The organism is Burkholderia sp. WP42 (assembly GCF_000745665.1).
Lineage (GTDB): Bacteria > Pseudomonadota > Gammaproteobacteria > Burkholderiales > Burkholderiaceae > Burkholderia > Burkholderia vietnamiensis.
The window spans coordinates 106,837-131,363 of the sequence record NZ_JQJT01000003.1 but is presented as its reverse complement, the minus strand read 5'-3'; the positions used below and the strand labels follow the sequence as shown (position 1 = coordinate 131,363).

Sequence of the window (24,527 nt, the reverse complement as noted above, 5' to 3'; positions counted from 1 at the left end):
CACGTTCAGCCGAGCTTCTTCTTCAACAGCTCGTTGACCTGCTGCGGATTGGCCTTGCCCTTGGTCGCCTTCATCGCCTGGCCGATCAGCGCGTTGAACGCCTTCTCCTTGCCCGCGCGGAATTCCTCGACCGATTTCGCGTTCGCCGCGAGCACCTCGTCGATGATCGCCTCCAGCGCGCCGGTGTCGGAGATCTGCTTGAGGCCCTTCGCGTCGATGATGCGGTCGGCCGCACCTTCATCGGTTGCCTTCTCGTCCCAGATCGTCGCGAAGATTTCCTTCGCGATCTTGTTCGAGATCGTGCCGTCGGCGATGCGCTGCAGCACCAGCGCGAGCTGCGCGGCCGACACCGGAATCGCGTCGATCTCGATGCCGTCGCGGTTCAGCTGCGACGATACGTCGCCCATCAGCCAGTTCGCGGCGATCTTCGCGTTCGCCGCGCCGGCCTTCGCGACCACCGCCTCGAAGTACGCGGCCATCGCCTTGCTCGACGTCAGCACGCCGGCGTCGTACGCGGACACGCCGTACTGGTCGACGAAGCGCTGCTGGATCGCGGCCGGCAGCTCGGGCATCCCGGCCTGCACGCGCTCGATCCAGTCCTGGCCGATCACGAGCGGCAGCAGGTCGGGATCGGGGAAGTAGCGGTAGTCGTGCGCGTCTTCCTTGCTGCGCATCGAGCGCGTCTCGCGCTTGTCCGGATCGTACAGGCGCGTTTCCTGCACGACTTCGCCGCCGTCCTCGATCAGCTCGATCTGGCGTCGCACTTCGTAGTTGATCGCCTCCTCGAGGAAGCGGAACGAGTTCAGGTTCTTGATCTCGGCGCGCGTGCCGAACTTCTCCTGGCCGACCGGGCGCACCGACACGTTCGCGTCGCAGCGGAACGAGCCTTCCTGCATGTTGCCGTCGCAGATGCCGAGCCACACGACGAGCGCGTGCAGCGCCTTCGCATAGGCGACGGCCTCGGCCGCGCTGCGCATTTCCGGCTCGGTGACGATCTCGAGCAGCGGCGTGCCCGCGCGGTTCAGGTCGATCCCGGTCATCCCGGCGAAGTCTTCATGCAGCGACTTGCCCGCATCTTCCTCGAGATGCGCGCGGGTCAGGTTGACCGTCTTCTCGTATGCCGGCTTGCCGGCCTTTTCATTGGCCGGCACCTGGATCGTGATCTGGCCGCCCTGGACGACCGGGATCTCGTACTGGCTGATCTGATAGCCCTTCGGCAGATCGGGGTAGAAATAATTCTTGCGCGCGAAGATGCTGCGCGGCGCGATGGTCGAGCCGATCGCGAGGCCGAAGCGGATCGCCCGCTCGACCGCGCCGCGGTTCAGCACCGGCAGCACGCCCGGCAGCGCCAGATCGACCGGGCAGGCCTGCGTGTTCGGCTCGGCGCCGAACTGCGTCGGCGCGCCGGAGAAAATCTTCGAGACGGTCGACAGTTGCGCGTGCGTCTCGAGACCGATGACGACTTCCCATTGAGTCATATGCTTACACCCCTGCCGGTACTTGCTTGTGCCAGTCGGTCGCGCGCTGGAACGCATCGGCGACCTGCAGCATCCGGGCTTCGTTGAAATAGTTGCCGATGATCTGCAGACCGACCGGGCGCTTCGCGTTCGCGCCGGCGCCGAAGCCGCACGGCACGCTCATGCCGGGCAGGCCGGCGAGGCTCACGGACAGCGTGTAGATGTCGGCGAGATACATCTGCACCGGATCGTCGCCCTTCGCGCCGAGATCCCATGCGACCGTCGGCGACGCCGGGCCCATGATCACGTCGCAGGACTTGAACGCTTCCTGGAAATCCTGCGCGATGATGCGGCGGATCTTCTGCGCCTGCAGGTAGTAGGCGTCGTAGTAGCCGTGCGACAGCACGTAGGTGCCGACCAGGATCCGGCGCTTCACCTCGGGGCCGAAGCCTTCGGCGCGCGACTTCTTGTACATGTCGAGCAGATCGCCGTACTGCGCGGCGCGGTGGCCGAAGCGCACGCCGTCGAACCGCGACAGGTTCGACGACGCTTCCGCCGGCGCGATCACGTAGTAGACGGGAATCGACAGCTCCGTCTTCGGCAGCGACACCGGCACGAGCGTCGCGCCGAGCGCTTCATATTGCTTGAGCGCCGCGTCGATCGTCGCGCGCACGTCGTCGGCGAGGCCCGCGCCGAAATACTCGTTCGGCAGGCCGATGCGCAGCCCGGCGAGCGGCCTGGCCGCGTCGCTGCCGGCCGTCCACGGCTGGCCGAGGTGGCGCGTGAAGTCTTCGTCGTCGCGCTCGAGGCTCGTCGAGTCGCGCTCGTCGAAGCCGGCCATCGCGTTCAGCAGCAGCGCGCAGTCGGACGCGCTCTGCGCCATCGGGCCGCCCTGGTCGAGCGACGACGCGAACGCGATCATCCCGTAACGCGACACGCGGCCGTAGGTCGGCTTGATGCCCGTCACGCCCGCGAACGACGCGGGCTGGCGAATCGAGCCGCCGGTGTCGGTGCCGGTGGCGGCCGGCGCGAGGCGCGCGGCGACGGCGGCCGAGCTGCCGCCCGAGCTGCCGCCCGGCACCGCGTGGGTGTCCCACGGGTTCTTCACCGCGCCGAACGCGGAGTTTTCGTTCGACGAGCCCATCGCGAACTCGTCCATGTTGGTCTTGCCGAGCGTGACCATGCCGGCCGCCTGCAGGCGGGCGACGACGGTCGCATCGAACGGGCTCTGGTAGTTTTCGAGCATCTTCGAGCCGGCGGTCGAGCGCCAGCCGCGCGTGACGAACACGTCCTTGTGCGCGATCGGCACGCCGGTCAGCGGGCCGCCCGCGCCGCGCGCGAGCTCGGCGTCGGCGGCCTTCGCCTGCGCGAGGGTGAGGTCGGCGTCGACGTGGACGAACGCGTTCAGGTCGCGTGCCGCGTCGATCCGTTTCAGGTACAGCTGCGCGAGCTCGACGGCCGAGCATTCCTTGGCGGCGAGCGCGGCGCGCAGTTCGGTCAGGCTTTTTGCGTGCATTGAGTGGTTTTCCTGGGAATTCTGGGTCGCGCGCGCGGCGTGGCGCCGGCGCGCGTGTCGTCGAAGGCTTACTCGATCACCTTCGGCACGAGATAGAGGCCGTCCTGGACGGCCGGCGCCGGACGCTGGTTGTCGTCGCGATTGACGACTTCCGTCACGGCGTCGTCGCGCAGGCGCTGCGCGACTTCCTGGATCTGTTCGATCGGGTGGGCGAGCGGCGCGATGCCGGCGGTGTCGACCGCCTGCATCTGCTCGACGAGGCCGAAGAACTCATTGAGCTGGCCGAGCGTGTGCTCGGCGTCGGCGTCGGCCATTTCGAGTCGCGCCAGGTGCGCGATGCGTTTCACATCGGTCAGGGTCAGGGCCATGCGATCACCGGAAAAACAAGACTGCGCAGCGCAATCTGAAACCGCGCTGCGGCGGGGGGTTGGAGGGTGCGATCCCACCCTCAAAAATCGGGACCGAAGCGGCAAAAATACCGTCCGTTTCGGTTCAAATACCGCGAAATTATAAGGTATCATTACGCGTTCGACCCAAACCCGGCCAGCCTTTTCCCGCACCGTTTCGCCGCTTCGGCAAGCCGTGCGTGCTTCGTGCGGTTCCCGGTAGACATCACTCGCAGCTTCGTGCGCCGCGGCGGCCGCTTCCGCCACGCTTCCCGAGGCTGTTATTTTTTCCGCTGCCGCCCTCAGCGCTCGCTATCCAGGGCCGGCTCAGAGCGAAACAGGATTCTGAATGTTCGGTTTTTTGCGCAGCTATTTCTCCAACGATCTCGCGATCGACCTCGGCACCGCAAACACCCTGATCTACATGCGCGGCAAGGGCATCGTGCTCGATGAGCCGTCGGTGGTGTCGATCCGCCAGGAAGGCGGCCCCAACGGCAAGAAGACGATCCAGGCAGTCGGCAAGGAAGCCAAGCAGATGCTCGGCAAGGTGCCGGGCAACATCGAGGCGATCCGCCCGATGAAGGACGGCGTGATCGCCGACTTCACCGTCACCGAGCAGATGATCAAGCAGTTCATCAAGACGGCGCACGAGTCTCGCATGTTCTCGCCGTCGCCGCGCATCATCATCTGCGTGCCGTGCGGCTCGACCCAGGTCGAGCGCCGCGCGATCAAGGAAGCCGCGCACGGCGCGGGCGCGTCGCAGGTCTACCTGATCGAGGAGCCGATGGCGGCCGCGATCGGCGCGGGCCTGCCGGTGTCGGAAGCCACCGGCTCGATGGTCGTCGACATCGGCGGCGGCACGACCGAAGTCGGCGTGATCTCGCTCGGCGGCATCGTCTACAAGGGCTCGGTGCGCGTCGGCGGCGACAAATTCGACGAAGCGATCGTCAACTACATCCGCCGCAACTACGGGATGTTGATCGGCGAGCAGACGGCCGAGGCGATCAAGAAGGAAATCGGCTCCGCGTTCCCGGGCTCCGAAGTCAAGGAAATGGAAGTGAAGGGCCGCAACCTGTCGGAAGGCATTCCGCGCAGCTTCACGATCTCCAGCAACGAAATCCTCGAAGCGCTGACCGACCCGCTGAACCAGATCGTGTCGTCGGTGAAGATCGCGCTCGAGCAGACGCCGCCGGAACTCGGCGCCGACATCGCCGAGCGCGGGATGATGCTGACGGGCGGCGGCGCGCTGCTGCGCGACCTCGACCGCCTGCTCGCGGAAGAAACCGGCCTGCCGGTGCTCGTCGCCGAAGATCCGCTCACCTGCGTCGTGCGCGGCTCGGGCATGGCGCTCGAGCGCATGGACAAGCTGGGCAGCATCTTCTCGTACGAGTGATCGCCTAGGCAGTCCCGTTTGACATGACGCACGCGCGGCGTGGCCGGATCGCTCGCTCAGAACGAACCGCCACGCCGTTTGCGCGTCTGAGCATTATTTAACCGATCACCACGCGCCCGGCGCCGACCATGGAATACAGTCCGCCGCCTCTCTTCAAGCAAGGTCCGCCTGCGCTCGCGCGGCTCATCTTCTTCGTCGCCCTCGCCATCGCGCTCCTCGTGTCGGACGCGCGCTTCAGCACGCTCGAAATCGTCCGCGGCGTGCTCGGCACCGTGCTGTACCCGTTGCAGCGCGCGGCGCTCGTGCCGCGCGACCTGTTCATGGGCGCGGCCGACATCGCGGTCACCGGCGCGTCTCTGCGCCACGAGAACGACGCGCTGCGCAAGCGCAACCTGCAGCTGTCCACCCAGGCCAACCAGGCCGCGGTGCTGGCGCAGGAAAACATCCATCTGCGCGCGGTGCTCGAGCTGCGCCAGCACATCGCGACGCAATCGACGCCGGTCGAGATCCAGTACGACACGAGCGACCCGTTCACGCAGAAGATCGTCATCGGACAAGGCTCGCAACAGGGCATCCAGCACGGCGCGCCGGTCGTCAGCGAGGACGGCGTGGTCGGCCAGGTCACGCGCGTGTTCCCGCTGCAGGCGGAAGTCACGCTGATCACCGACCGCGATCTCGCGATTCCGGTGCAGGTGCTGCGCACCGGCCTGCGCAGCGTGATCTACGGCACGCCGAAGGGCGATGCGCTGGATCTGCGCTTCGTGCCGACCAGCTCGGACCTCGTCGCGGGCGACGAGCTCGTCACGAGCGGCCTCGACGGCGTCTATCCGCCCGGCCTGCCGGTCGCGAAGGTCGTACGCGTCGACAAGCTCGCCGATACCGCGTTCGCGCGCGTGACCTGCGCGCCGATCGCCGCGGTGCGCGGCGCGCGCGAGATGCTGGTGCTGCATTACCGCAGCGACGTCCCGCCGCGCCCGGCCGAGCCCGAGCCGACCGACAAGAACGCGAAGGGCAAGAAAGGCGCGAAGGGCGCGGCGAAGGTCGACAAGGAGAAGGCCGACGCGAACGCGAAGCCGGCCGCCGCACCGGGCGCGACGCCCGCGGCAGCGGCTCCGGCGGCGCCCGCGCAGCCCGCGGCCGGGCAACCAGGAGCCCAGCGATGAATCGCCCGCAATACATCCTGCAGCCGGTCAACCCGTACTTCATCGTCTTCAGCCTCGCCGCCGCGTTCCTGCTGAACCTGATGCCGTGGGGCCGCCTGCCCGGCGTGCCCGACTTCGTCGCGCTCGTGCTGCTGTTCTGGAACATCCATCAGCCGCGCAAGGTCGGGATGGGCGTCGCGTTCGCGCTCGGCATCCTGATGGACGTGCACGACGCGGGGCTGCTCGGCGAGCATGCGCTCGCCTATACGCTGCTGTCGTACGGTGCGATCACGATCCACCGGCGCGTGCTGTGGATGCCGATCGGCGTGCAGGTGCTGTACGTGACGCCGCTGCTGGTCGGCGCGCAACTGGTGCCGTTCGTGATCCGGCTGATGATGGGCGCCGCGTTCCCCGGCTGGCGCTATCTGGTGGACGGCTTCGTCGAGGCCGCGCTGTGGCCGATCGCGAGCCATCTGCTGCTGATGCCGCAACGCCGCCCGGTCGACCCGGACGACACGCGTCCGATCTGAGCCGCACCGGAACCTTGATGACCTGCCGCCCCCACGCCCGACGCGCCCCGAGGCGGCCCCTCGCCCGCGCGCTCGACGTGCGCGGGCCGGATCGACTGTAAGCGCATGACCGAATTCAACGACACCCAACAGCAGCTCTCGAAGTTCCGCCTGCGCGTCGCGGCGGCGGGCGTGTTCGTGTTCGTCTGCTTCGGGCTGCTCGCGAGCCGCTTCTTCTACCTGCAGCTGCTGCAGCACGGCAAATACGCGCTGCAGGCCGAGGAAAACCGCATCTCGGTCGCGCCGATCGTGCCGAACCGCGGCATCATCACCGACCGCAACGGCGTGGTGCTCGCGAAGAACTACTCGGCGTACACGCTCGAGATCACGCCGTCGAAGCTCGACGACACGCTCGACAACACGATCGACAAGCTGTCCGAGATCGTTCCGATCGACGCGCGCGACCGCCGCCGCTTCAAGAAGCTGCAGGAAGACTCGAAGAATTTCGAGAGCCTGCCGATCCGCACGCGCCTGACCGACGCCGAAGTCGCCCGCTTCACCGCGCAGCGCTTCCGCTTCCCCGGCGTCGACGTGCGCGCGCGGCTGTTCCGCCAGTATCCGCTCGGCATGACGGCCGCGCACGTGATCGGCTATATCGGCCGGATCTCGAAGCGCGACCAGGATCGCATCGACGCGATGAGCGACGACAACGACAGCGATCCGGAACACTACGATCCGCGCCGCGACGCGAACAACTACAAGGGCACCGACTACATCGGCAAGATCGGCGTCGAGCAGAGCTACGAGACCGAGCTGCACGGCCTGACGGGCTTCGAGGAAGTCGAGGTGACGGCCGGCGGCCGGCCCGTGCGCACGCTGTCGCGCACGCAGGCGACGCCCGGCGACAACCTCGTGCTGTCGCTCGACATCGCGCTGCAGCAGGTGGCAGAGCAGGCGTTCGCCGGCAAGCGCGGCGCGCTCGTCGCGATCGAGCCGAAGACGGGCGACGTGCTCGCGTTCGTGTCGTCGCCGAGCTTCGACCCGAACTCGTTCGTCGACGGCATCGACCAGCAGACCTGGGACGAGCTGAACAACTCGCCCGACAAGCCGCTCCTGAACCGCCCGCTGCACGGCACCTACCCGCCCGGCTCGACGTACAAGCCGTTCATGGCGCTGGCCGGCCTGACGCTCGGCAAGCGCACGCCGGGCTGGGGCTTCCAGGATCCCGGCTACTTCACGTTCGGCGGCCACACGTTCCGCAACGACGTGCGCTCGGGCCAGGGCTGGGTCGACATGAACAAGGCGATCATGGTGTCGAACGACACCTACTTCTACATGCTCGCGCGCGACCTCGGCGTCAATGCGATCGCGAACTTCATGAAGCCGTTCGGGTTCGGCCAGATCACCGGCATCGACATCCAGGGCGAGGCGCGCGGGATCCTGCCGTCGACCGAATGGAAGAAGAAGGCGTTCAAGAAGCCTGCGCAGCAGAAGTGGTACGACGGCGAGACGATCAGCCTCGGGATCGGCCAGGGCTACAACTCGTTCACGATCCTGCAGCTCGCGCATGCGACCGCGACGCTCGCGAACAACGGCGTCGTGATGAAGCCGCACCTGGTGAAGGAAGTCGAGGATCCGATCACGCGCGCGCGCCACCTGACGGTGCCGAAGGAAAGCGAGGTCATCCCGCTCAAGGCCGCCGACCTCGACGTCGTGAAGCGCGGGATGGAGAACGTCATCGACAACCCGTCGGGCACCGCGTACAAGGTGTTCCGCGGCGCGCAGTACGTCGCGGCGGGCAAGACCGGCACCGCGCAGGTGTTCTCGCTGCAGGGCTCGAACTACAAGGGCCACCTGCTCGCCGAGCATCTGCGCGACCACGCGCTGTTCATCGCGTACGCGCCGGTCGACCATCCGCAGATCGCGCTCGCGCTGGTCGTCGAGAACGGCGGCTGGGGCGCGCAGTCCGCCGGCCCGATCGCACGCCGCGTGCTCGACTACTACCTGGTCGAGCGCCAGAACCCGAAGAACGAGGCCGCGGCCGTGGCCGCCGCCGCATCGGCGACCGAGCCGGTGAGCGCGCCCGTGATCGGCGACGCGACGAAGCCCGTCACCGTCGCCGCCGGCTTCACGGCGCTGCCGCAACCGGTGGTGCCGAGCGCGGCGCAGGCCGCGTCGGCTGCATCGGCACCGGGTGCTGCGGCGGCCGCCAGCGCGGCGCCGGCGACCGAGGCAACCGAGGCGAGCGCTGCGGCGCCGCGGCCCGCGAGTCTGCCGCCGATCCGGCGCCCGCACCGGCCGCGCCGGCCGGCCAGCGATGCGCAGCCGCTCGCGGCCGCGCCGCGCGACGACAATTCCCGAGCCGCAGCCGCCGCGAAGGCGGCGAACGCCGGCACCGCTCATTAACGGAGAAAGGCATGCAATTCGACAAGCGCGCCTGGCTCGACAAGATCAAGCAGATGTTCGCGGGCTTCGACCGCCCGCTCGCCCTCATCGTGTTCCTGCTGATGTGCGTCGGCATCGTCACGCTGTACAGCGCGAGCATCGACATGCCGGGCCGCGTCGAGGATCAACTGCGCAACATCCTGCTGACGTTCGTGCTGATGTGGGTGATCGCCAATATCCCGCCGACGACGCTGATGCGCTTCGCGGTCCCGCTCTATACGGTCGGGGTCGCGCTGCTGGTCGCGGTCGCGCTGTTCGGCATGACCAAGAAGGGCGCGAAGCGCTGGCTGAACGTCGGCGTCGTGATCCAGCCGTCCGAGATCCTCAAGATCGCGACGCCGCTGATGCTCGCGTGGTACTACCAGCGCCGCGAAGGCGGGCTGCGCTGGTACGACTTCCTCGCCGCGTTCGGCATTCTGCTGGTGCCCGTCGGGCTGATCGCGAAGCAGCCCGACCTCGGCACCGGCCTGCTGGTGTTCGCGGCCGGCTTCTTCGTGATCTATCTGGCCGGCCTGTCGTTCAAGCTGATCGTGCCGGTGCTGGTCGCGGGCGTGATCGCAATCGGCTCGATCGCGGTGTTCGAGGAGCGCATCTGCCAGCCGGAAGTGCAATGGCCGCTGATGCACGATTATCAGAAGCACCGCGTGTGCACGCTGCTCGACCCGACCTCCGACCCGCTCGGCAAGGGCTTCCACACCATTCAGGCGGTGATCGCGATCGGTTCGGGCGGGGTGCTCGGCAAGGGTTATCTGAAGGGTACGCAGGCGCACCTCGAATTCATTCCGGAGAAGCACACCGACTTCATCTTCGCGGTGTTCTCCGAAGAATGGGGGCTCGCGGGCGGGCTCGTGCTGCTGACGCTGTACATGGCGCTGATCGCGCGCGGGCTCTACATCGCCGCGCAGGGCGCGACGCTGTTCGGCCGGCTGCTCGCCGGCTCGCTCACGCTCGCGTTCTTCGTCTATGCGTTCGTGAACATCGGCATGGTGAGCGGCGTGCTGCCGGTCGTCGGCGTGCCGCTGCCGTTCATGAGCTACGGCGGCACCGCGCTCACGACGCTCGGCATCGCGATCGGGATGATCATGAGCGTCGCGCGGCAGCGGCGGCTGATGAAGAGCTGAGCGCCCGCACGACGGGTGGCCGCATGCGGCCGCGGCAAGCGAAAACGGCGCCTCGGCGCCGTTTTTCGTATCGACGAGCGGTCGCGGCCGGTCGCGCGCTCACTGCGGCGCCGCGCGCGGGCTCGCATGGTCCGCACCGCCGCCCGCCGCGGGTTCCTGCGCCTTCAGCCGCGCACTCAGCTCCTTGAATTTCAGCCCGGCCGTCTCGTCGCCCTGCGCGGCGGCCGCCGCGTAGTAGGCACGCGCGATGTTCAGGTTCTGCACGACGCCATCGCCGCCGCGCTCGTAGAACGATGCGGTCACGTACTGCGCCGTCGGCTCGCCCGAATCGGCCGCCTGCTTGTACCAGACGAACGCCTGCCGGTTGTCGCGCGGCGTGCCGCGCCCGTCGAGAAACTGGTTCGCGAGCGACAGCTCGGCCTGCACGTGCCCCTGCTTCGCCGCGCGCAGGAACCAGCGGTGCGCTTCGGCCGGGTTGCGCGCGACGAACTCGCCGTCGTCGAACATGCGCCCGTACACGTACTGCGCGTGCGACATGTTGGCGTCGGCCGCCCGCTTGAGCCAGCGCAGCCCCTCGTCGACGTTCGCGCTCACGCCGACGCCGGTGAGTAGCATCATCGCGTAATTGAACTGCGCGAGCCGGTCGCCGCGCTCGGCCGCGTCGTGGAACTGCACGAGCGCGGCGCGATAGTCGCCGGCGTTGTAGTCGGCTACCGCGGATTGCGTCTCGTGCGCGGGATCGGGTTTCGGGTGCGGGGTGGTTTGGGCGGTGGCTGCGGCGGCGGTTGCCGCGCAGAGTACGCACAGGCCGAGCATCGCGCCGAGCCGCTCGCGCGGACCGACCGCGTGGCGTGCGGATCGGGCGCGGGCATCGGTGCTTGGTTCTGGGGTCGTGCCTGGTCCTGCGTCAGTCGGGGCGCCGGCTCCTGCTCCGTTTCGATCGACGTCGTTCATGACCGCACCTCCTGCAGCGCCTGGCGTGTTGCGCGCAGCAGCCAGCTCACGTCGGCCGACAGCGCGATCATCCGGTAGCCGGCGTCGCGGTACTGGCGCGCGCCCGCCACATCGTTCGCGAAGATGCCGACCGCGACGCCGGCCTGCTTGCCCGCCGCCAGCACGCGCGCCATCGCGGCGGCGACGTCCGGGTGGCGGCTGTCGCCCAGATGTCCGATGCTCGCCGCCAGATCGGCCGGGCCGACGAACAGGCAGTCGACGCCGGGCGTCGCGGCGATCCGCTCGACCTCGTCGATGCCGCGCGCCGATTCGATCTGCACGATCACCGCGACTTGCGCGTTCGCCGTCTGCAGATAATCGCGGCGCATGCCGAACGCCGCCGCGCGCACCATGCCGGCTACGCCGCGCAGGCCGTCGGGAGATTCCGGCGACGGAAAGCGCGTGAGCCGCACGGCGTGCGCGGCTTCTTCGGGCGTTTCGATACAGGGAAACATCAGCGTGCGCGCGCCGGCGTCGAGCGCGCGCTTCACGAGCCACGGCTCGCGCCCCGGCACGCGCACGACCGGCTCGGTCGGCAGATGCGCGGCAGCGAGCGCCCGCAACTGCGATGCGACGTCGCGGCTGTCGTTCGGCGCATGCTCCATGTCGATGCAGAGCCAGTCGTAGCCGGCGTGTGCGAGCGCTTCCGCGACCGAGTCGCAGCCGAGCGACAGCCACAGGCCGTACAACGGCTCGTCGCCGTCGTGTAGACGTTGCTTGATGGTGTTGGTGAGCGTGCTCATCGATACGGCCTCCCGGCGGACAGGCAGTCGAACGGAACAGCACTGGGGAACGGCCGGACGGCAGCGCCCGAGCGGACGCGCAGGCGGCGCCACGCGTCGATCATAGCGCGCCGTCGGGCGAAATGTGGGATGTGCGGCGAAGCGTGGTGATGCGGGTGCGGAGGGAGGTGCGAGGGGGCGGTGGGTCAGCGGGTCGACCACGTTGGCGGGTCAGCGAGTCATCGAGCTAGAGAATCAGCGAATCACCAGGCTAGCAGTTCGGCGCGCCTGCGAATCGACCAATCAACGAAATCAACGAGCCAGCGACCCACCGCGCCGCCGCCCACCGTCAACGCGACGGCTCCCGCTCGACGTCGGCCCAGCAGTTCGGCGTTTCGTACAGGCGCACGCGCTCGAGGCGCAGGTTCACGCCGTAGTGCGCGTCGTACACGTGCGCGAGGATGTCGAACGCGATCGCGGCAAGGTTCTCGACGGTCGGAATCCGGTCGAGCACGACGGTCTTGTGGTCGGCCATCTGCTCGAGGAACGAGCGCACGACCTCGTCGCGCGCGTAGACCAGGAACGCGTGATCCCACTTGTCGACGAGATGCTCGACCGCGAGCGCCTTCACGTCGGCGAAATCCATCACCATGCCGCGGTCGGGCGCGCCCTCGGTATCGACGAGATCGCCGCGCAGCGTGACTTCGAGCACGTAGCGATGACCGTGCAGGTTCCTGCACTGGCTGCGGTGATCGGGAATGCGGTGGCCCGCGTCGAATTCGAGTTTTCGGGTAATCAGCACGATGTCAAAAGCCGTCGCTCAGGGAATGTTCAGATATTTGTGGGTCTGCATCGACAGCCGCCACTGCGGATGCCGCTTGCACCAGTCGATCGCGAGCTTCGTGTTGATGTCGCGCGACGGACCGTCCATCGGCTGCACGAGAAAGTACTCGAAATCGAGCTTCGCGTAGTCGGCGAGCCGCTGGTTGTCCTGCGGAATCACGACCTTCAGCTCGTTGCCCTTCGTGACGACGAGCGGCGCGTCGGCCTTCGGGCTCACGCAGATCCAGTCGATCGTGTCGAGCACCGGCAGCGAGCCGTTGGTCTCGATCGCGATCTCGAAGCCGGCCGCGTGCAGCGCGTCGACGAGCGGCTGATCGATCTGCAGCATCGGCTCGCCGCCGGTGCAGACGACGAAGCGGTGCGCTTCGCCGTGCGGCCACAGGCCGGCGATCGTCGCGACGAGCGCGGCGGCGTCCTTGAACTTGCCGCCGTTCTCGCCGTCGGTGCCGACGAAATCCGTATCGCAGAAGCGGCACACGGCGTCCGCACGATCCTCTTCGCGGCCGGACCACAGATTGCAGCCGGCGAACCGGCAGAACACGGCCGGACGGCCCGCGTTCGCGCCCTCGCCCTGCAACGTGTAGAAAATTTCCTTGACCGCGTAAGTCATCGTGCTTCGTCCGGCTCGCGCCGCTCGTTGTCGATCAGAATCGGTTGTCCATCAAGCGCTGCCGGCGCTGCCGCCTCACAGCGGCGCTTCGGTCACCCGCTCGCCCTTCAGGTAGGCCTCGTAGCCGCGCTTGCGCAGCTTGCAGGCCGGGCATTCGCCGCAGCCGAAGCCCCAGTCGTGCAGTTCGGCGCGCTCGCCCACGTAGCACGTGTGCGTCTCGACGCGAATCAGCTCGACCAGCGCGGCGCCGCCGAGCTGTTCGGCGAGTTGCCACGTCTGCGCCTTGTCGAGCCACATCAGCGGCGTCTCCAGCACGACGCGCGTGTCCATGCCGAGGTTCAGCGCGACCTGCAGCGCCTTCATCGTGTCGTCGCGGCAGTCGGGGTAGCCCGAGAAATCGGTCTCGCACATCCCGCCGACCAGCACGCGCAAGCCGCGGCGATACGCAATCGCGGCCGCGATCGTCATGAACAACAGGTTGCGGCCGGGCACGAACGTGTTCGGCAGGCCGTTCGCCGCGGTCTCGATCTCGATCGTGCGCGTCATCGCGGTGTCGCTGATCGCGCCGAGCACCGACAGGTCGATCATGTGATCGTCGCCGAGGCGGCCCGCCCACGCGGGGAAGCGGTGCTTCAGTGCGTCGCGCACGCCTTCCCGGCATTCGAGCTCGACGCGGTGGCGCTGGCCGTAATCGAAGCCGAGCGTCTCGACCGTCTGGTAGCGTTCGAGGGCCCAGGCCACGCACGTGGCCGAATCCTGGCCGCCGGAAAACAACACGAGCGCGCCGTCTTTAGCGTCTGTCCGAATCACCGTGATACTCCGTGAATGTGTAGGCTCGCGTCGCGCCGCGCCGCGGGGCCGGCTGCCGCCGGGCGGCCCGACGCGTGCCGGCCCTCGCCGGCTCGACCAGTATAGGCAGCGCGGTCAGCCGCAAACGCGGCCGTGCGCTTATACCGCCCATCGCGCGGCAGCGTTGCCGCGCGCCACGGCCGCACGTTGCGACAGCCCGGACGCGCATCGGTTAGCGATGCGCTAAGTCATTGAGCGGGCACGGATTTTATCACGTGCCGACGAATACTGCCGGGCCGGCCGCGGTGCCTGCGAAACCCCACCACAAACGAAAAACCCCAAGAATCTTCCGATTCTTGGGGTTGGAACTGCTGGTGGCCTGGGACGGAATCGAACCATCGACACGCGGATTTTCAATCCGCTGCTCTACCAACTGAGCTACCGGGCCAACGAAGAATGAAAGTATATCGAGCCATCGATACTTGCACAAGGGTTTTCGTGAAATATTTTTATGCCGCGCCTTCCGACTGCTTCTTGCCGAGCTCGACGCCGAGCTGCTTGAGCTTGCGATACAGGTGCGTGCGCTCGAGGCCCGTCTTCTCGGCGACGCGCGTCATGCTGCCGTTCTCGCGCGCCAGATGATATTCGAAGTACGCGCGCTCGAACGCGTCGCGCGCTTCGCGCAACGGGATGTCGAACGGGATCGCGGCCATCTGGCCCGCGAGACCGAGCGCCGACGCCATCTCGTCGCCGAGCGTCGGCAGCGCGGCCGCCGATGCGATCGCCGCAGGGCCCGCGGCCTGGCCAGCGCCCGCCTTCACCGCCGCATTCACGGACACCGGCGCCGCGCCGCGCGCGAGCCCGTGCTCGACCGACTTCAGCAGCTTCTGCAACGCGATCGGCTTCTCGAGGAAATCGAGTGCGCCGATCTTCGTCGCCTCCACGGCGGTGTCGATCGTCGCGTGCCCGGACATCATGATCACCGGCATCGTCAACAACCCTTGCGCCGCCCATTCCTTCAGCAGCGTGACGCCGTCGGTATCGGGCATCCAGATATCGAGCAGCACGAGATCGGGCGCCTGATTCAGCCGGTATTCCCGCGCAGCCTGCGCGTTCTCCGCCGCCTCGACGACATGTCCTTCGTCGCTGAGGATCTCCGAGAGCAATTCCCGGATGCCCATTTCATCATCTACCACCAGGATGGTTGCCATTTACGCTGCCTTTGTCTGCACACTTGCTTTTGTGTTGGCGGGTGCCGTCCCGCCCTGCGCGCCGGGTTCGGCGCCTGGCGCATCGCTCGCCATCTGCAGGAACAGGATCGACACCTGCGCACCCTCGACGATCTCACCGTGCATGCGATTGCGCAGATCGATCCGTGCGCCGTGCTCGTCCACGATTTTCTTGACCATGGCCAGTCCGAGCCCCGTGCCCTTCGCCTTCGTCGTAACGTAAGGCTCGAACGCACGGGTCAGGATGCGTGCCGGAAAACCGGGCCCGTTGTCGGACACGGTCAGACGTACCGCGACGCGCGTTTTGCCCTCGGCGTCGGGATCGCCATATTCTACTGTCTTGGTTTCGATCAACACACGCGGATGCGCGACCTCCGCGACCGAATCCTGCGCGTTCTGCAGCAGGTTGTGAATCACCTGACGCAATTGCGTCGCGTCGCCGCGGATCACCGGCAGCGACGGCGCCAGCTCCGCGACGATCGCACTCTTGCCTTCGCCGACGCCATACAGCCCGAGCACCTCGCTCGCCAGCTCATTCAGCTGCAGGCTCGCGAGCACCGCGGGCGGCGTGCGCGCGTATTCGCGGAAGTCGTCGACCATCCGCTTCATCGCCGCCACCTGATTGACGATCATCGTCGCGCCACGCTTGAGCACGTCGGCGTCGTGCGGCTCGAGCTTGTCGGACAGCTTCATCTGCAGCCGTTCGGCCGACAGCTGGATCGGCGTGAGCGGGTTCTTGATCTCGTGCGCGAGCCGTCGCGCGACTTCGCCCCATGCAACCGAGCGCTGCGCGGAAATCACGTCGGAGATGTCGTCGAACACGACCACGTAGCCGGAGGTCTGAGGATCGTCGGCCTCGCCCGCGACCGTCGAGACGAGACGAGTGCCGCGCACGAGCAGCGTGAGCGGATCGGCTTCGCCCGGCACGACGACCGCGAACTGTTGCTGCCAATGGCCGCGATCGCCGCTCGCGCCGTCGGACGCCGCCTCGCGATCGGCGAACGCCTTGCGCACCATCGCGCCGAATTCCGCGACGACGCCGATCCGGTCGAGCGCGGTGCCGATCATCGAGCCGAACGGCTGCCGGAAGATCCGCTCCGCGCCGCGGTTCGCGGTCGTCAGCCGGAACTGGCGATCGAGCACGAACACGCCGGCCGTCAGGTTCGCGAGAATGCTTTCGAGATACGTCTTCGAATGCTCGAGCGCGATGCGGTTCTTCTCGACCGCCAGCCGCGCCTCGGACAGCTGGCGCGTCATCGCGTTGAACGACTGCGTGAGGAAGCCGAGCTCGTCGCGCGACTTGATCTCGCGCTTCGGCGTGTAGTCGCCTTCCGTGATCTCCTTCGTGCCCTGCGCGAGCAGGAACAGCGGCCGCGCGAGCTGCTGGCCGAGCGCGAGCGCGAGCATCATCGCGATGAAGGTCGCGAGGAACAGCGCGAGCGTCAGCGTGCCGATGTACATCTTGCGCAGGCCGGTGCGGCCCAGCGACTTTTCCTGATATTCGCGATAGGCGCGCTGCACCGCGTCGGCGTTGTGCGCGAGCGTCGGCGGCACCGGCTGCGTCAGCTGCAGGAAGCGCTCCGCCGGTTGCAGCAGCGACGTCGACGCGTCGGGGATAGGCCGCACGACGCGCAGCCGCAGCGCGCCCTTCGCGCCGTGCGCGCGCGGGTCGCCGTCGACTTCGCCTTCGATCGCCGCGTACGCGCCGTGCTCGCGCGCCTGACTCAGCATCAGCGGCGTCGGCAGGTCGTCGGGAATCAGCGCGGCGAAATTGCCCGACGCCTGCGCGACGATGTGCAGGTCGGGCGCCGCGCCCGAGCCGGCGCGGCTCGGCTCGACGATCGTCGCGTCCTGCACGCCGAACTGGTCGCGCAGGCGCAGCAGCGTGAGCGTCGTGCCGTTCGTGTTCGCATCGACGCTCGCGAGCTGATCGGACATCAGGCGCGCCTTCGTCTGCAGATCGGACAGCGACGCGTCGAGCATCCCGCGGCCGAGATTCAGGCCGGCGGTGAGCGCGGTTTCGACGTTCACGTCGAACCACGACTCGATGCTGCGCGACACGAACTGGTACGACACGATGTAGATGATGCCGCCCGGCACCACGCCGACGAGCGCGAAGAACACCGCGAGCTTCGCGAGCAGCCGCGTGCCGAACTTGCCCTTCCTCAGCCGCACGACGATCATCCCGATCAGCCCGAGCACGACCAGCAGGAACACGATCGCGACGATGATGTTCATCGCGTACAGCCACGAGTAGTAGCGGTCGAAGAACTCGGTGTTCGCGCTCGCCGCGGCGAGCAGCACGAGCAGCAGCAGCGCGGTGAGCGCGACGGTCGACACGATCACGCGAATGAGCAGGCTCTTCCCGCTGGCCGCGCGGCGCACTTTATTTAGCACGTTCGGTCACCGTGAAGTTGAAGCGCTTCCAGTCGGACACGAGCGTCCAGTCGCGGTTGTTCACCGCGTCGACCTGGAACGGCTTCGGCATCAGCGCCGTGTCGAGCTGCATGCGCACCGAGGCCGTGTAGGTTTCGCCGGCGCGCACCTGGTTGCGCTCGATCACGTGCCACGACGTGATGTGGCGCACGACCGCGAGCGCGTCCTTCAACGACGGGAAGCCGAGCTGCAGGCCGCCGGTCGACACGCGGTACTCGCGCGTGAGCGGCTGGAACGACAGGCGGATCGTCTGCGCCACCGACACCGGTTGCTCGTCGAACCAGTACCAGCGGGCGCGGCTCAGTTCGAAGTCGGTCGTGAAGTAAAGCGGGATGCCTTTGTTCACCGCATCCTCGAGGTTCGGATTCAGCTCGAAGTCGAAGCGGGCATCGAGGCTCCAGCCGCTTCCGTCAGCCTGCAGCGACGCACGCTGCACGGCGATCGACTCGGCGCGCGCCGGCCGCACGACGGTCAGGCACAGCGCCAGCGCCACCAACAGGACGGCCGCGAGCCGAAGTGGAAAAGGGTGTTTGATCGTCACCGTTTCTGAAACCGCGCGTAGAAGAATCCGTCGTGATCGGTGGTCGGGTCGAGTGCGCCGGCCGTCGCGCCGCGCACGCCGCCCGGCAGCAGTTGGCCGGGCGCGTCCAATCGTACCGCATCTTCACAGGCGGCTTCAAACCAGCGCGCCTGCAGCTCGCCTTCATCGGGGAAGATCGAGCAGGTTACGTAGAGCAGTTCGCCGCCCGGCTTCACGAGCGGCCACAACGCGCTCAGGATGCGGCGCTGCTCCGCGACGAGCGCGGCGATGTCGGCTTCGCGGCGCAACCAGCGGATATCGGGATGACGGCGCACGATGCCCGACGCCGAGCACGGCACGTCGGCCAGAATGCGATCGAACGGGCGGCCGTCGTACCACGCTTGCGGCGCGCCCGCATCGCCGACGCGCACGTCCGCGGACAGCGACAGGCGCGCGAGATTCTCGCCGATGCGCTCGGCGCGGGCCGCATCGCTTTCGAGCGCGACGACGTCGACATCGGCCAGCTCGAGGATGTGCCCGGTCTTGCCGCCCGGCGCCGCGCAGGCGTCGAGCACGCGCATGCCGTCGCGCGCGCCGAGCCATTCGGCCGCGAGCTGCGCGCCGGCATCCTGCACCGACACGACGCCGTCGCCAAAGCCCGGAATGCGATCGACCGGCAGCGCGGACGCGAGCCGCACCGCATGACGGCCGATCGCAGTCGCGTCGATTCCGTTCGCGCGCAGCGTGTCGAGATACGCGTCGACGCTCGCGCGCCGCGCATTCACGCGCAGCGTGAGCGGCCCCTGCCGATCGCCGGCGGCGAGCACGGCCTGCCATGCATCCGGCCACGCGCGCTTCACCGCGTCGATCCACCACGGGCGGTAATTCCAGCGTGCGACCGGATCGTCCTGCAGCGCCGCGACGAGCGTATCGCGCTCGCGCTCGAAGCGCCGCAGCACCGCGTTGACCAGCCCTTTCGCGAACGCGTATTCGCGCCGTGCGCCGATCACCGTCACGGCCTGATCGACGACCGTGAAGGCCGGATACGCCGCCGCATCGGCGGGATCGAGCAGCAGCGCGAGCGCGCCGGCCAGCACCGCGTGCACGTGCGCGGGCGGCGCCTTGCTGACGAGCCGGCCGATCAGCCAGTCGGCGCTGCCGAGGCGGCGCATCGTTCGATAGGCCACGTCCTGCGTCGCGCCGCGTGCGAACGCGCGGACATCGGCCGGCATCTGCGCGAACACCGTGGCGAGCGCCGCCGGCAACGCGGTGCCGCGCCGCACGGCATCGACGGCCTGCGCGGCCGCGTCGAGCGCAAAGCCCAGCGAATCGGGCGCGAGGCGCAGCGCGGACGGGCGCGCAGCGCGGCCGGAGGAAGACGGGGCGGAGGAACGGGTTCGTGTCATCGGAGCGAAATCGGCAAACGGGCGCCGCGAGCGGCGGGAACCGGGCCGCCGCGTGGGCATCGCGATTCCAAACCGCGCATTGTAGCGTGAGGCCATGCGGCCCCTTTGCGGGCGCGGCAAATGAAACACCCCGCAGCGCGAGGCATGCGGGGTGTGGGCGATGAATGAGGGGCGGCTTAGAGCCTGTTCACGCTGATAACGGGCTTGCGCTGGCCCTAATCGAAGCGGCCGGTACGCGCCATCTCCATCAAGCGCGCGATGCGCTCCTCGGTCGCCGGGTGCGTGGAAAACAGGTTCTGCAGGCCGCCGCCGTGCAGCGGATTCATGATCATCATCTGCGCGGTGGCCGGATGCGCTTCGGCCGCCTGGAACGGAATGCCCGCCGCATAGCGATGAATCTTGTCGAGCGCGGTGGCGAGCGCCTGCGGATCGCCGGAAATCTGCGCGCCGCCGCGATCGGCCTCGAACTCGCGCGCCCGCGAGATCGCCATCTGGATCAGCGCACCGGCGATCGGCGCGAGCAGCGCAACCGCAATCCCCGCGATCGGATTGGCCGGCCGGCCGTTTTCGTCGCGGCCGCCGAAGAACATCGCGAAGTTGGCCAGCGCCGAGATCGCGCCGGCCATCGTCGCGGTGATCGTCGAGATCAGGATGTCGCGGTGCTTCACGTGCGCGAGCTCGTGCGCCATCACGCCGCGCATTTCGCGCTCGGACAGCACGCGCAGGATGCCCGTCGTCGCGGCGACCGCCGCGTGCTCGGGGTTGCGGCCCGTGGCGAACGCGTTCGGCGCATCCTCGTTGATCAGGTAGACGCGCGGCATCGGCAGGTTGGCGCGCGTGGCGAGCTCGCGGACCATCCGGTAGAACTGCGGCGCCGTGGCCTCGTCGACTTCCTGCGCGTTGTACATGCGCAGCACCATCTTGTCGGAGAACCAGTACGAGAAGAAATTCATGCCGAGCGCGAACAGCAGCGCGATCGTCATGCCACGCGAGCCGCCGATCATCCCGCCGATCACGATGAACAGGGCCGTGATCGCGGCCATCAGCATCGCCGTTTTGACCCAATTGAACATACCCACTCCTTATCCGTCAGGGGACCCGCCGCACCGTCACGGGCGGCGGAAAATTGTAAGCGATTTGTTAGATAAGGTCGCGCCGGAAAAATTCAATTTCAGCGTTGCGCGGCCGCGAGCCGCAGCCCGAGGCCGACGAACGCGCTGCCGACCGTGCGGTCGAGCCACTTCTTGACGCCCGGCTTGCCGGAAAAGCGTTGCGTGACACCGCCGGCGATCCACACGACGATGCACGACCAGACGGTGCTCATCACGACGAACACCGAGCCCAGCGCGAGGAACGCGAGCGCCTTGTGCGGGCTGCCCGCCGACACGAACTGCGGGAAGAACGACACGAAGAACAGCACGACCTTCGGGTTCAGCACGTTGGTCCAGAAACCCTGCATGAACAGCTGACGCAGCGGCTTCGCGGCGATGGGCTGCGCGGCGGCGGCAGGAGCCGGCGCACCGCCCTGCTTCGCGACGATCATGCGCACGCCGAGGTAGATCAGGTACGCGGCGCCGACGAGCTTGATCGCCGTGAACGCGGCGGCCGACGCGGCGAGCAGCGCGGTCAGCCCGAATGCGCATGCGAGCGTGTGCACACAGGCGCCGGCCGAGATGCCGAGCGCCGACATCAGCCCCGCGTCGCGGCCCTGCGCGATGCTGCGGCCGACGATGTACGCGGTGTCGGGGCCAGGCGTGATGTTGAGCAGGAAAACCGCGAGTACGAAAAAGCCGAAGTGGGTGATGCCGAACATGGGAGCCTCGTAACCGGGAAACGCACGGGAATTCTACGCGCGCCCGCCGCGCGGCGCGACTCGGCCATCCGGCCGATTGCGCCCGGCCGGCATCCCGGGTCGAATGATGCTCAGGCGGCGTCGGGCAATGCGAAACGCTGGCCCGCGGCGAGCGGCGAGCCGGCCAGGAATTCGCGCGCCGGCAAGCGCTTGCCGCCCGGCTTCTGCAGTTGCGTCACGCGCAGCGCGCCCGCGCCGCAGGCGACGATCACCCCTTCCGGGGCGGCTTCGACGATCGTGCCGGGCGCCGCATCGCCACGCGCGGCCACGGGCTCGGCGGCCCACAGCTTGATCGCGGCGCCGTCGAGCGTCGCGACGCCGCCCGGGAACGGGTCGAACGCACGCACCTGGCGCGCGAGCACGTCGGCCGCCTTGCGCCAGTCGAGCGCCGCTTCGTGCTTGCCGATCTTTTCCGCGTACGTCACGCCGTCGGCCGGCTGCGGCGTCGCGGGCAGCGCGCCGTCGCGCTCGAGCCGCTCGAGTGCGGCGACGATCAGCCGTGCGCCGTCGGCGGCGAGCCGGTCGTGCAGCGTCGCGGTCGTGTCGTCGGGCGCGATCGCGATGCGCGCCTCGTCGATCATCGCACCGGTATCGAGGCCGACGTCCATCTGCATCAGCGTGACGCCCGTTTCGGCGTCCCCGGCTTCGATCGCGCGATGAATCGGCGCCGCGCCGCGCCAGCGCGGCAGCAGCGACGCGTGAATGTTGATGCAGCCGGCGCGCGGAATGTCGAGCACCTCCTGCGGCAGCAGCAGGCCGTATGCGGCCACCACCATCACGTCGTGCGGCGTCGCGCGCAGCAGCTCGATCGCCTCGGCGGCCTCGGCGGGGAACTTGCCGGCGCGGCGCAGCGACGGCGGCTGCGCGACGGGCATGCCGTGCTCGACGGCGTAGCGCTTCACCGCGCTCGCCTGCAGTTTCATTCCGCGCCCGGCAGGACGATCGGGCTGGGTGAGCACGAGCGGCACCGGAAAACCGGCCTCGTGGATCGCGGCGAGTGCGGCCGCGGCGAATTCCGGCGTGCCGGCAAAAATCACGCGCAACGTATGGGTCATGACAGCGTTCGAGAGGGCTTGGCGCGCACGCGTTACATCGCGCGTTCGAGTTTCTTCATCTTCGTCTTGATACGCGTCTGCTTCAGCGGCGACAGGTATTCGACGAACACGCGGCCCATCAGATGGTCCATCTCGTGCTGCACGCACACCGCCAGCAGGCCTTCGCAGTCGAGCTCGAACGGCTCGCCGCGCTCGTTGAGTGCGCGCACGCGCACATGGTCCGGGCGCTCGACTTCGTCGTAGATGCCGGGCACCGACAGGCAGCCTTCCTCGTACACCTGCTTCGCGTCGCTCGACCAGACGATCTCCGGATTGATGAACGCGCGCAGCTCGTTCTTTTCTTCGGAGACGTCGATCACGATCACGCGCTCGTGCACGTCGACCTGCGTCGCCGCGAGGCCGATGCCGGGCGCCGCATACATGGTTTCGGCCATGTCGGCGACGAGCTTGCGGATGCGGTCGTCGACCTTGTCGACGGGCTTGGCGACCTTGTGCAGTCGCTTGTCGGGGTAATGAAGAATGTTCAGCAAAGCCATGGTGTTCGGTATTCGGGTGGGCGGCGTGCCGTATCGGCCTTCTGGCCGAGTGGCGCCATTGCCGGGATGCAATGAAGATGAGGCGAACGCACGGCATATCAATGCCGCGCGTCATGCCTCCTGCAACTGGCCGGACGCCCGTGCGCGCGGCCCCGTCGAGTATTTCGGATGATGAAAATTTTATCATGGCGCCACGCGCCGCGCTGGCCGTCGCATTCGGGCGCAATCTCATGTCGCCGCAAGCGCTGACCGCGACCATGCTGCGCGCATGGCTGCAACTCGCGCATGCGCCCGGCATCGCGCCGGCGGTGCTGCGCGTGTTGCTCGACGCATTCGGCACGCCCGCGGCGCTGCTGCACGCGTCGGACGCGGCCATTGCCGAGCACACGAGCCCGGCCGCCGCGCGGGCCGTGCACGCGAGCGACCGGGACGACCTCGACGCGCGCACCGACGCCGCGCTCGCGTGGCTCGACGCGCCGGGCAACGCGATCGTCACGCTCACCGATCCGGCCTACCCGCCGCGGCTGCGCGACCTGCACGATCCGCCGCCGCTGCTATATGTAAAGGGCCGGGTCGACCTGCTGCACGCGCGCAGCATCGCCGTGGTGGGCAGCCGCCACGCGACGCCGCAGGGCCTCGCCGATGCGACGCGTTTCGCGCAGGTGCTGTCCGACGCCGGCCTGGCGATCGCGTCGGGCCTCGCGCTCGGCATCGACGGCGCCGCGCATCGCGGCGGCCTCGACGGCCGCTCGGGCACGATCGCGGTCATCGCGACCGGCGCCGATCTCGTCTATCCGGCGCGTCACCGCATGCTCGCGCATGAGATCGCCGCGCACGGCGTGATCGTCTCGGAATGGCCGCTCGGCACGCCCGCGCGCGCGTCGCATTTCCCGCAGCGCAACCGGCTGATCGCCGCGCTCGCGGTCGGCACGCTGGTGGTCGAAGCCGCCCCGCGCTCGGGCTCGCTGATCACCGCAAGGCTCGCGAACGAACTCGGCCGCGACGTGTTCGCGATGCCCGGCTCGATTCACGCACCGCTCGCCCAGGGTTGCCACGCGCTGATCCGCGACGGCGCGAAGCTCACCGCCACACCGCTCGACGTGCTCGAGGAGTACGGGCTCGGGGAACCTGCGGCCCAGGCCGGCGGCACGGCAGTCGGTGCGGGTTCCCGCTCCGATCGCGAAGATGCATCGGGCGCCGCCACGCCCCGCGCGGGCGAGCGCCGCACTGGCGCAGCGGCATCTCCCGACACCGACACTGACACCGTGGCCGATGCCCCCGCCGTCCCACCACGAACCGCATGCGCGCCCGCGAACGATCCAGCCGAACGAGCCGTGCTCGCCGCATTGGGATACGGCCCCGTCACATACGAATGGCTCGCCGAGCACAGCGACCTGCCGGACGACGTGCTGCACCGCGCGCTGCTCGCGCTGGAGCTGGCCGGCCGCGTCGCCAGCGTGGCCGGCGGACGCTTCGCGCGGCTTGATTTGGCGCCCACCCCACCGCCGTCCGGCGTGCTACAGTCCCCGGCATAGGGGCGGCCGCGCCGCCGACGATATCGAAGGAA

General features: G+C 68.3%; 22 protein-coding genes and 1 tRNA gene. 6 read left to right on the top strand and 17 right to left on the bottom strand.

Annotated features, from left to right (window positions below; genetic code table 11):
• Window positions 1-5: 5 nt before the first annotated feature.
• The 3 genes from gatB to gatC all read right to left on the bottom strand — a co-directional run bounded on the left by gatB (window position 6) and on the right by gatC (window position 3,341).
• The gene (gatB, locus tag EX20_RS00600; protein ID WP_014723858.1) at window positions 6-1,478 is read right to left on the bottom strand and encodes an Asp-tRNA(Asn)/Glu-tRNA(Gln) amidotransferase subunit GatB; all 1,473 of its coding nucleotides are present in this window, start codon (window positions 1,476-1,478) and stop codon (window positions 6-8) included.
• 4 nt (window positions 1,479-1,482) lie between these two features.
• The gene (gene gatA, locus EX20_RS00595; RefSeq protein ID WP_011886344.1) at window positions 1,483-2,973 is read right to left on the bottom strand and encodes an Asp-tRNA(Asn)/Glu-tRNA(Gln) amidotransferase subunit GatA; all 1,491 of its coding nucleotides are present in this window, start codon (window positions 2,971-2,973) and stop codon (window positions 1,483-1,485) included.
• Window positions 2,974-3,041: 68 nt separating this feature from the next.
• Complete coding sequence (gatC, locus tag EX20_RS00590; protein ID WP_006407213.1) at window positions 3,042-3,341, bottom strand: Asp-tRNA(Asn)/Glu-tRNA(Gln) amidotransferase subunit GatC; 300 nt, start codon at window positions 3,339-3,341, stop codon at window positions 3,042-3,044.
• Between the two features lie 367 nt (window positions 3,342-3,708).
• On the opposite strand from gatC, the gene EX20_RS00585 reads away from it, so the two are divergent.
• The 5 genes from EX20_RS00585 to rodA all read left to right on the top strand — a co-directional run bounded on the left by EX20_RS00585 (window position 3,709) and on the right by rodA (window position 9,969).
• Window positions 3,709-4,752 carry a rod shape-determining protein gene (locus tag EX20_RS00585; RefSeq protein ID WP_004189550.1) on the top strand — a complete coding sequence of 348 codons (1,044 nt, stop codon included), beginning with the start codon at window positions 3,709-3,711 and terminating at the stop codon, window positions 4,750-4,752.
• 128 nt (window positions 4,753-4,880) lie between these two features.
• The gene (gene mreC, locus EX20_RS00580) at window positions 4,881-5,915 is read left to right on the top strand and encodes a rod shape-determining protein MreC (protein ID WP_034192458.1); all 1,035 of its coding nucleotides are present in this window, start codon (window positions 4,881-4,883) and stop codon (window positions 5,913-5,915) included.
• On the top strand, window positions 5,912-6,424 hold the full coding sequence (mreD, locus tag EX20_RS00575; protein ID WP_011886346.1) for a rod shape-determining protein MreD: 513 nt from the start codon (window positions 5,912-5,914) through the stop codon (window positions 6,422-6,424). The genes mreC and mreD overlap by 4 nt, the downstream gene beginning before the upstream one ends.
• Window positions 6,425-6,529: 105 nt before the next feature.
• Window positions 6,530-8,809: a penicillin-binding protein 2 gene (gene mrdA / locus EX20_RS00570; protein ID WP_034192457.1), complete on the top strand. Its 2,280-nt coding sequence runs from the start codon at window positions 6,530-6,532 to the stop codon at window positions 8,807-8,809.
• An 11-nt stretch (window positions 8,810-8,820) separates the two neighbouring features.
• Window positions 8,821-9,969, top strand: coding sequence for a rod shape-determining protein RodA (rodA, locus tag EX20_RS00565; RefSeq protein WP_034192456.1), 1,149 nt, complete (start codon window positions 8,821-8,823; stop codon window positions 9,967-9,969).
• A gap of 99 nt (window positions 9,970-10,068) precedes the next feature.
• Here rodA and EX20_RS00560 read toward each other — a convergent pair whose 3' ends face one another.
• The 14 genes from EX20_RS00560 to def all read right to left on the bottom strand — a co-directional run bounded on the left by EX20_RS00560 (window position 10,069) and on the right by def (window position 22,960).
• Entirely contained in the window at window positions 10,069-10,785 is a 717-nt protein-coding gene (locus EX20_RS00560) for a tetratricopeptide repeat protein (protein WP_045578683.1), read from the bottom strand.
• A 134-nt stretch (window positions 10,786-10,919) separates the two neighbouring features.
• Window positions 10,920-11,705: an HpcH/HpaI aldolase family protein gene (locus tag EX20_RS00555; protein ID WP_011886350.1), complete on the bottom strand. Its 786-nt coding sequence runs from the start codon at window positions 11,703-11,705 to the stop codon at window positions 10,920-10,922.
• A gap of 328 nt (window positions 11,706-12,033) precedes the next feature.
• Window positions 12,034-12,486, bottom strand: coding sequence for a 6-carboxytetrahydropterin synthase QueD (queD, locus tag EX20_RS00550; RefSeq protein WP_011886351.1), 453 nt, complete (start codon window positions 12,484-12,486; stop codon window positions 12,034-12,036).
• 18 nt (window positions 12,487-12,504) lie between these two features.
• The gene (gene queE / locus EX20_RS00545; RefSeq protein WP_011886352.1) at window positions 12,505-13,137 is read right to left on the bottom strand and encodes a 7-carboxy-7-deazaguanine synthase; all 633 of its coding nucleotides are present in this window, start codon (window positions 13,135-13,137) and stop codon (window positions 12,505-12,507) included.
• A gap of 75 nt (window positions 13,138-13,212) precedes the next feature.
• On the bottom strand, window positions 13,213-13,947 hold the full coding sequence (queC, locus tag EX20_RS00540; RefSeq protein WP_011886353.1) for a 7-cyano-7-deazaguanine synthase QueC: 735 nt from the start codon (window positions 13,945-13,947) through the stop codon (window positions 13,213-13,215).
• A gap of 351 nt (window positions 13,948-14,298) precedes the next feature.
• Window positions 14,299-14,374 (bottom strand) — tRNA-Phe (locus tag EX20_RS00535).
• Between the two features lie 61 nt (window positions 14,375-14,435).
• On the bottom strand, window positions 14,436-15,137 hold the full coding sequence (gene esaR / locus EX20_RS00530; protein WP_011886426.1) for a response regulator transcription factor EsaR: 702 nt from the start codon (window positions 15,135-15,137) through the stop codon (window positions 14,436-14,438).
• Window positions 15,138-17,552 (bottom strand): sensor histidine kinase EsaS, encoded by a 2,415-nt coding sequence (esaS, locus tag EX20_RS00525; RefSeq protein WP_011886427.1) that lies wholly within the window; start codon window positions 17,550-17,552, stop codon window positions 15,138-15,140.
• The gene (locus EX20_RS00520) at window positions 17,542-18,132 is read right to left on the bottom strand and encodes a DUF4390 domain-containing protein (RefSeq protein WP_011886428.1); all 591 of its coding nucleotides are present in this window, start codon (window positions 18,130-18,132) and stop codon (window positions 17,542-17,544) included. Before EX20_RS00520 ends, esaS begins: the two co-directional genes overlap by 11 nt.
• A complete protein-coding gene (rsmB, locus tag EX20_RS00515; RefSeq protein WP_034192454.1) occupies window positions 18,129-19,517 on the bottom strand; it encodes a 16S rRNA (cytosine(967)-C(5))-methyltransferase RsmB in 1,389 nt (462 codons plus the stop codon). Before rsmB ends, EX20_RS00520 begins: the two co-directional genes overlap by 4 nt.
• 215 nt (window positions 19,518-19,732) lie before the next feature.
• Complete coding sequence (gene htpX, locus EX20_RS00510; RefSeq protein ID WP_011886430.1) at window positions 19,733-20,590, bottom strand: zinc metalloprotease HtpX; 858 nt, start codon at window positions 20,588-20,590, stop codon at window positions 19,733-19,735.
• Window positions 20,591-20,688: 98 nt separating this feature from the next.
• Window positions 20,689-21,330 carry a LysE family translocator gene (locus tag EX20_RS00505; protein ID WP_011886431.1) on the bottom strand — a complete coding sequence of 214 codons (642 nt, stop codon included), beginning with the start codon at window positions 21,328-21,330 and terminating at the stop codon, window positions 20,689-20,691.
• Window positions 21,331-21,440: 110 nt separating this feature from the next.
• Window positions 21,441-22,424, bottom strand: a complete 984-nt coding sequence (gene fmt, locus EX20_RS00500; RefSeq protein WP_011886432.1) for a methionyl-tRNA formyltransferase — start codon at window positions 22,422-22,424, stop codon at window positions 21,441-21,443.
• 32 nt (window positions 22,425-22,456) lie between these two features.
• Complete coding sequence (gene def, locus EX20_RS00495) at window positions 22,457-22,960, bottom strand: peptide deformylase (RefSeq protein WP_011886433.1); 504 nt, start codon at window positions 22,958-22,960, stop codon at window positions 22,457-22,459.
• Between the two features lie 185 nt (window positions 22,961-23,145).
• Between def and dprA the strand changes: the two genes are divergently transcribed.
• Window positions 23,146-24,495 (top strand): DNA-processing protein DprA, encoded by a 1,350-nt coding sequence (gene dprA / locus EX20_RS00490; RefSeq protein ID WP_011886434.1) that lies wholly within the window; start codon window positions 23,146-23,148, stop codon window positions 24,493-24,495.
• Window positions 24,496-24,527: the final 32 nt, after the last annotated feature.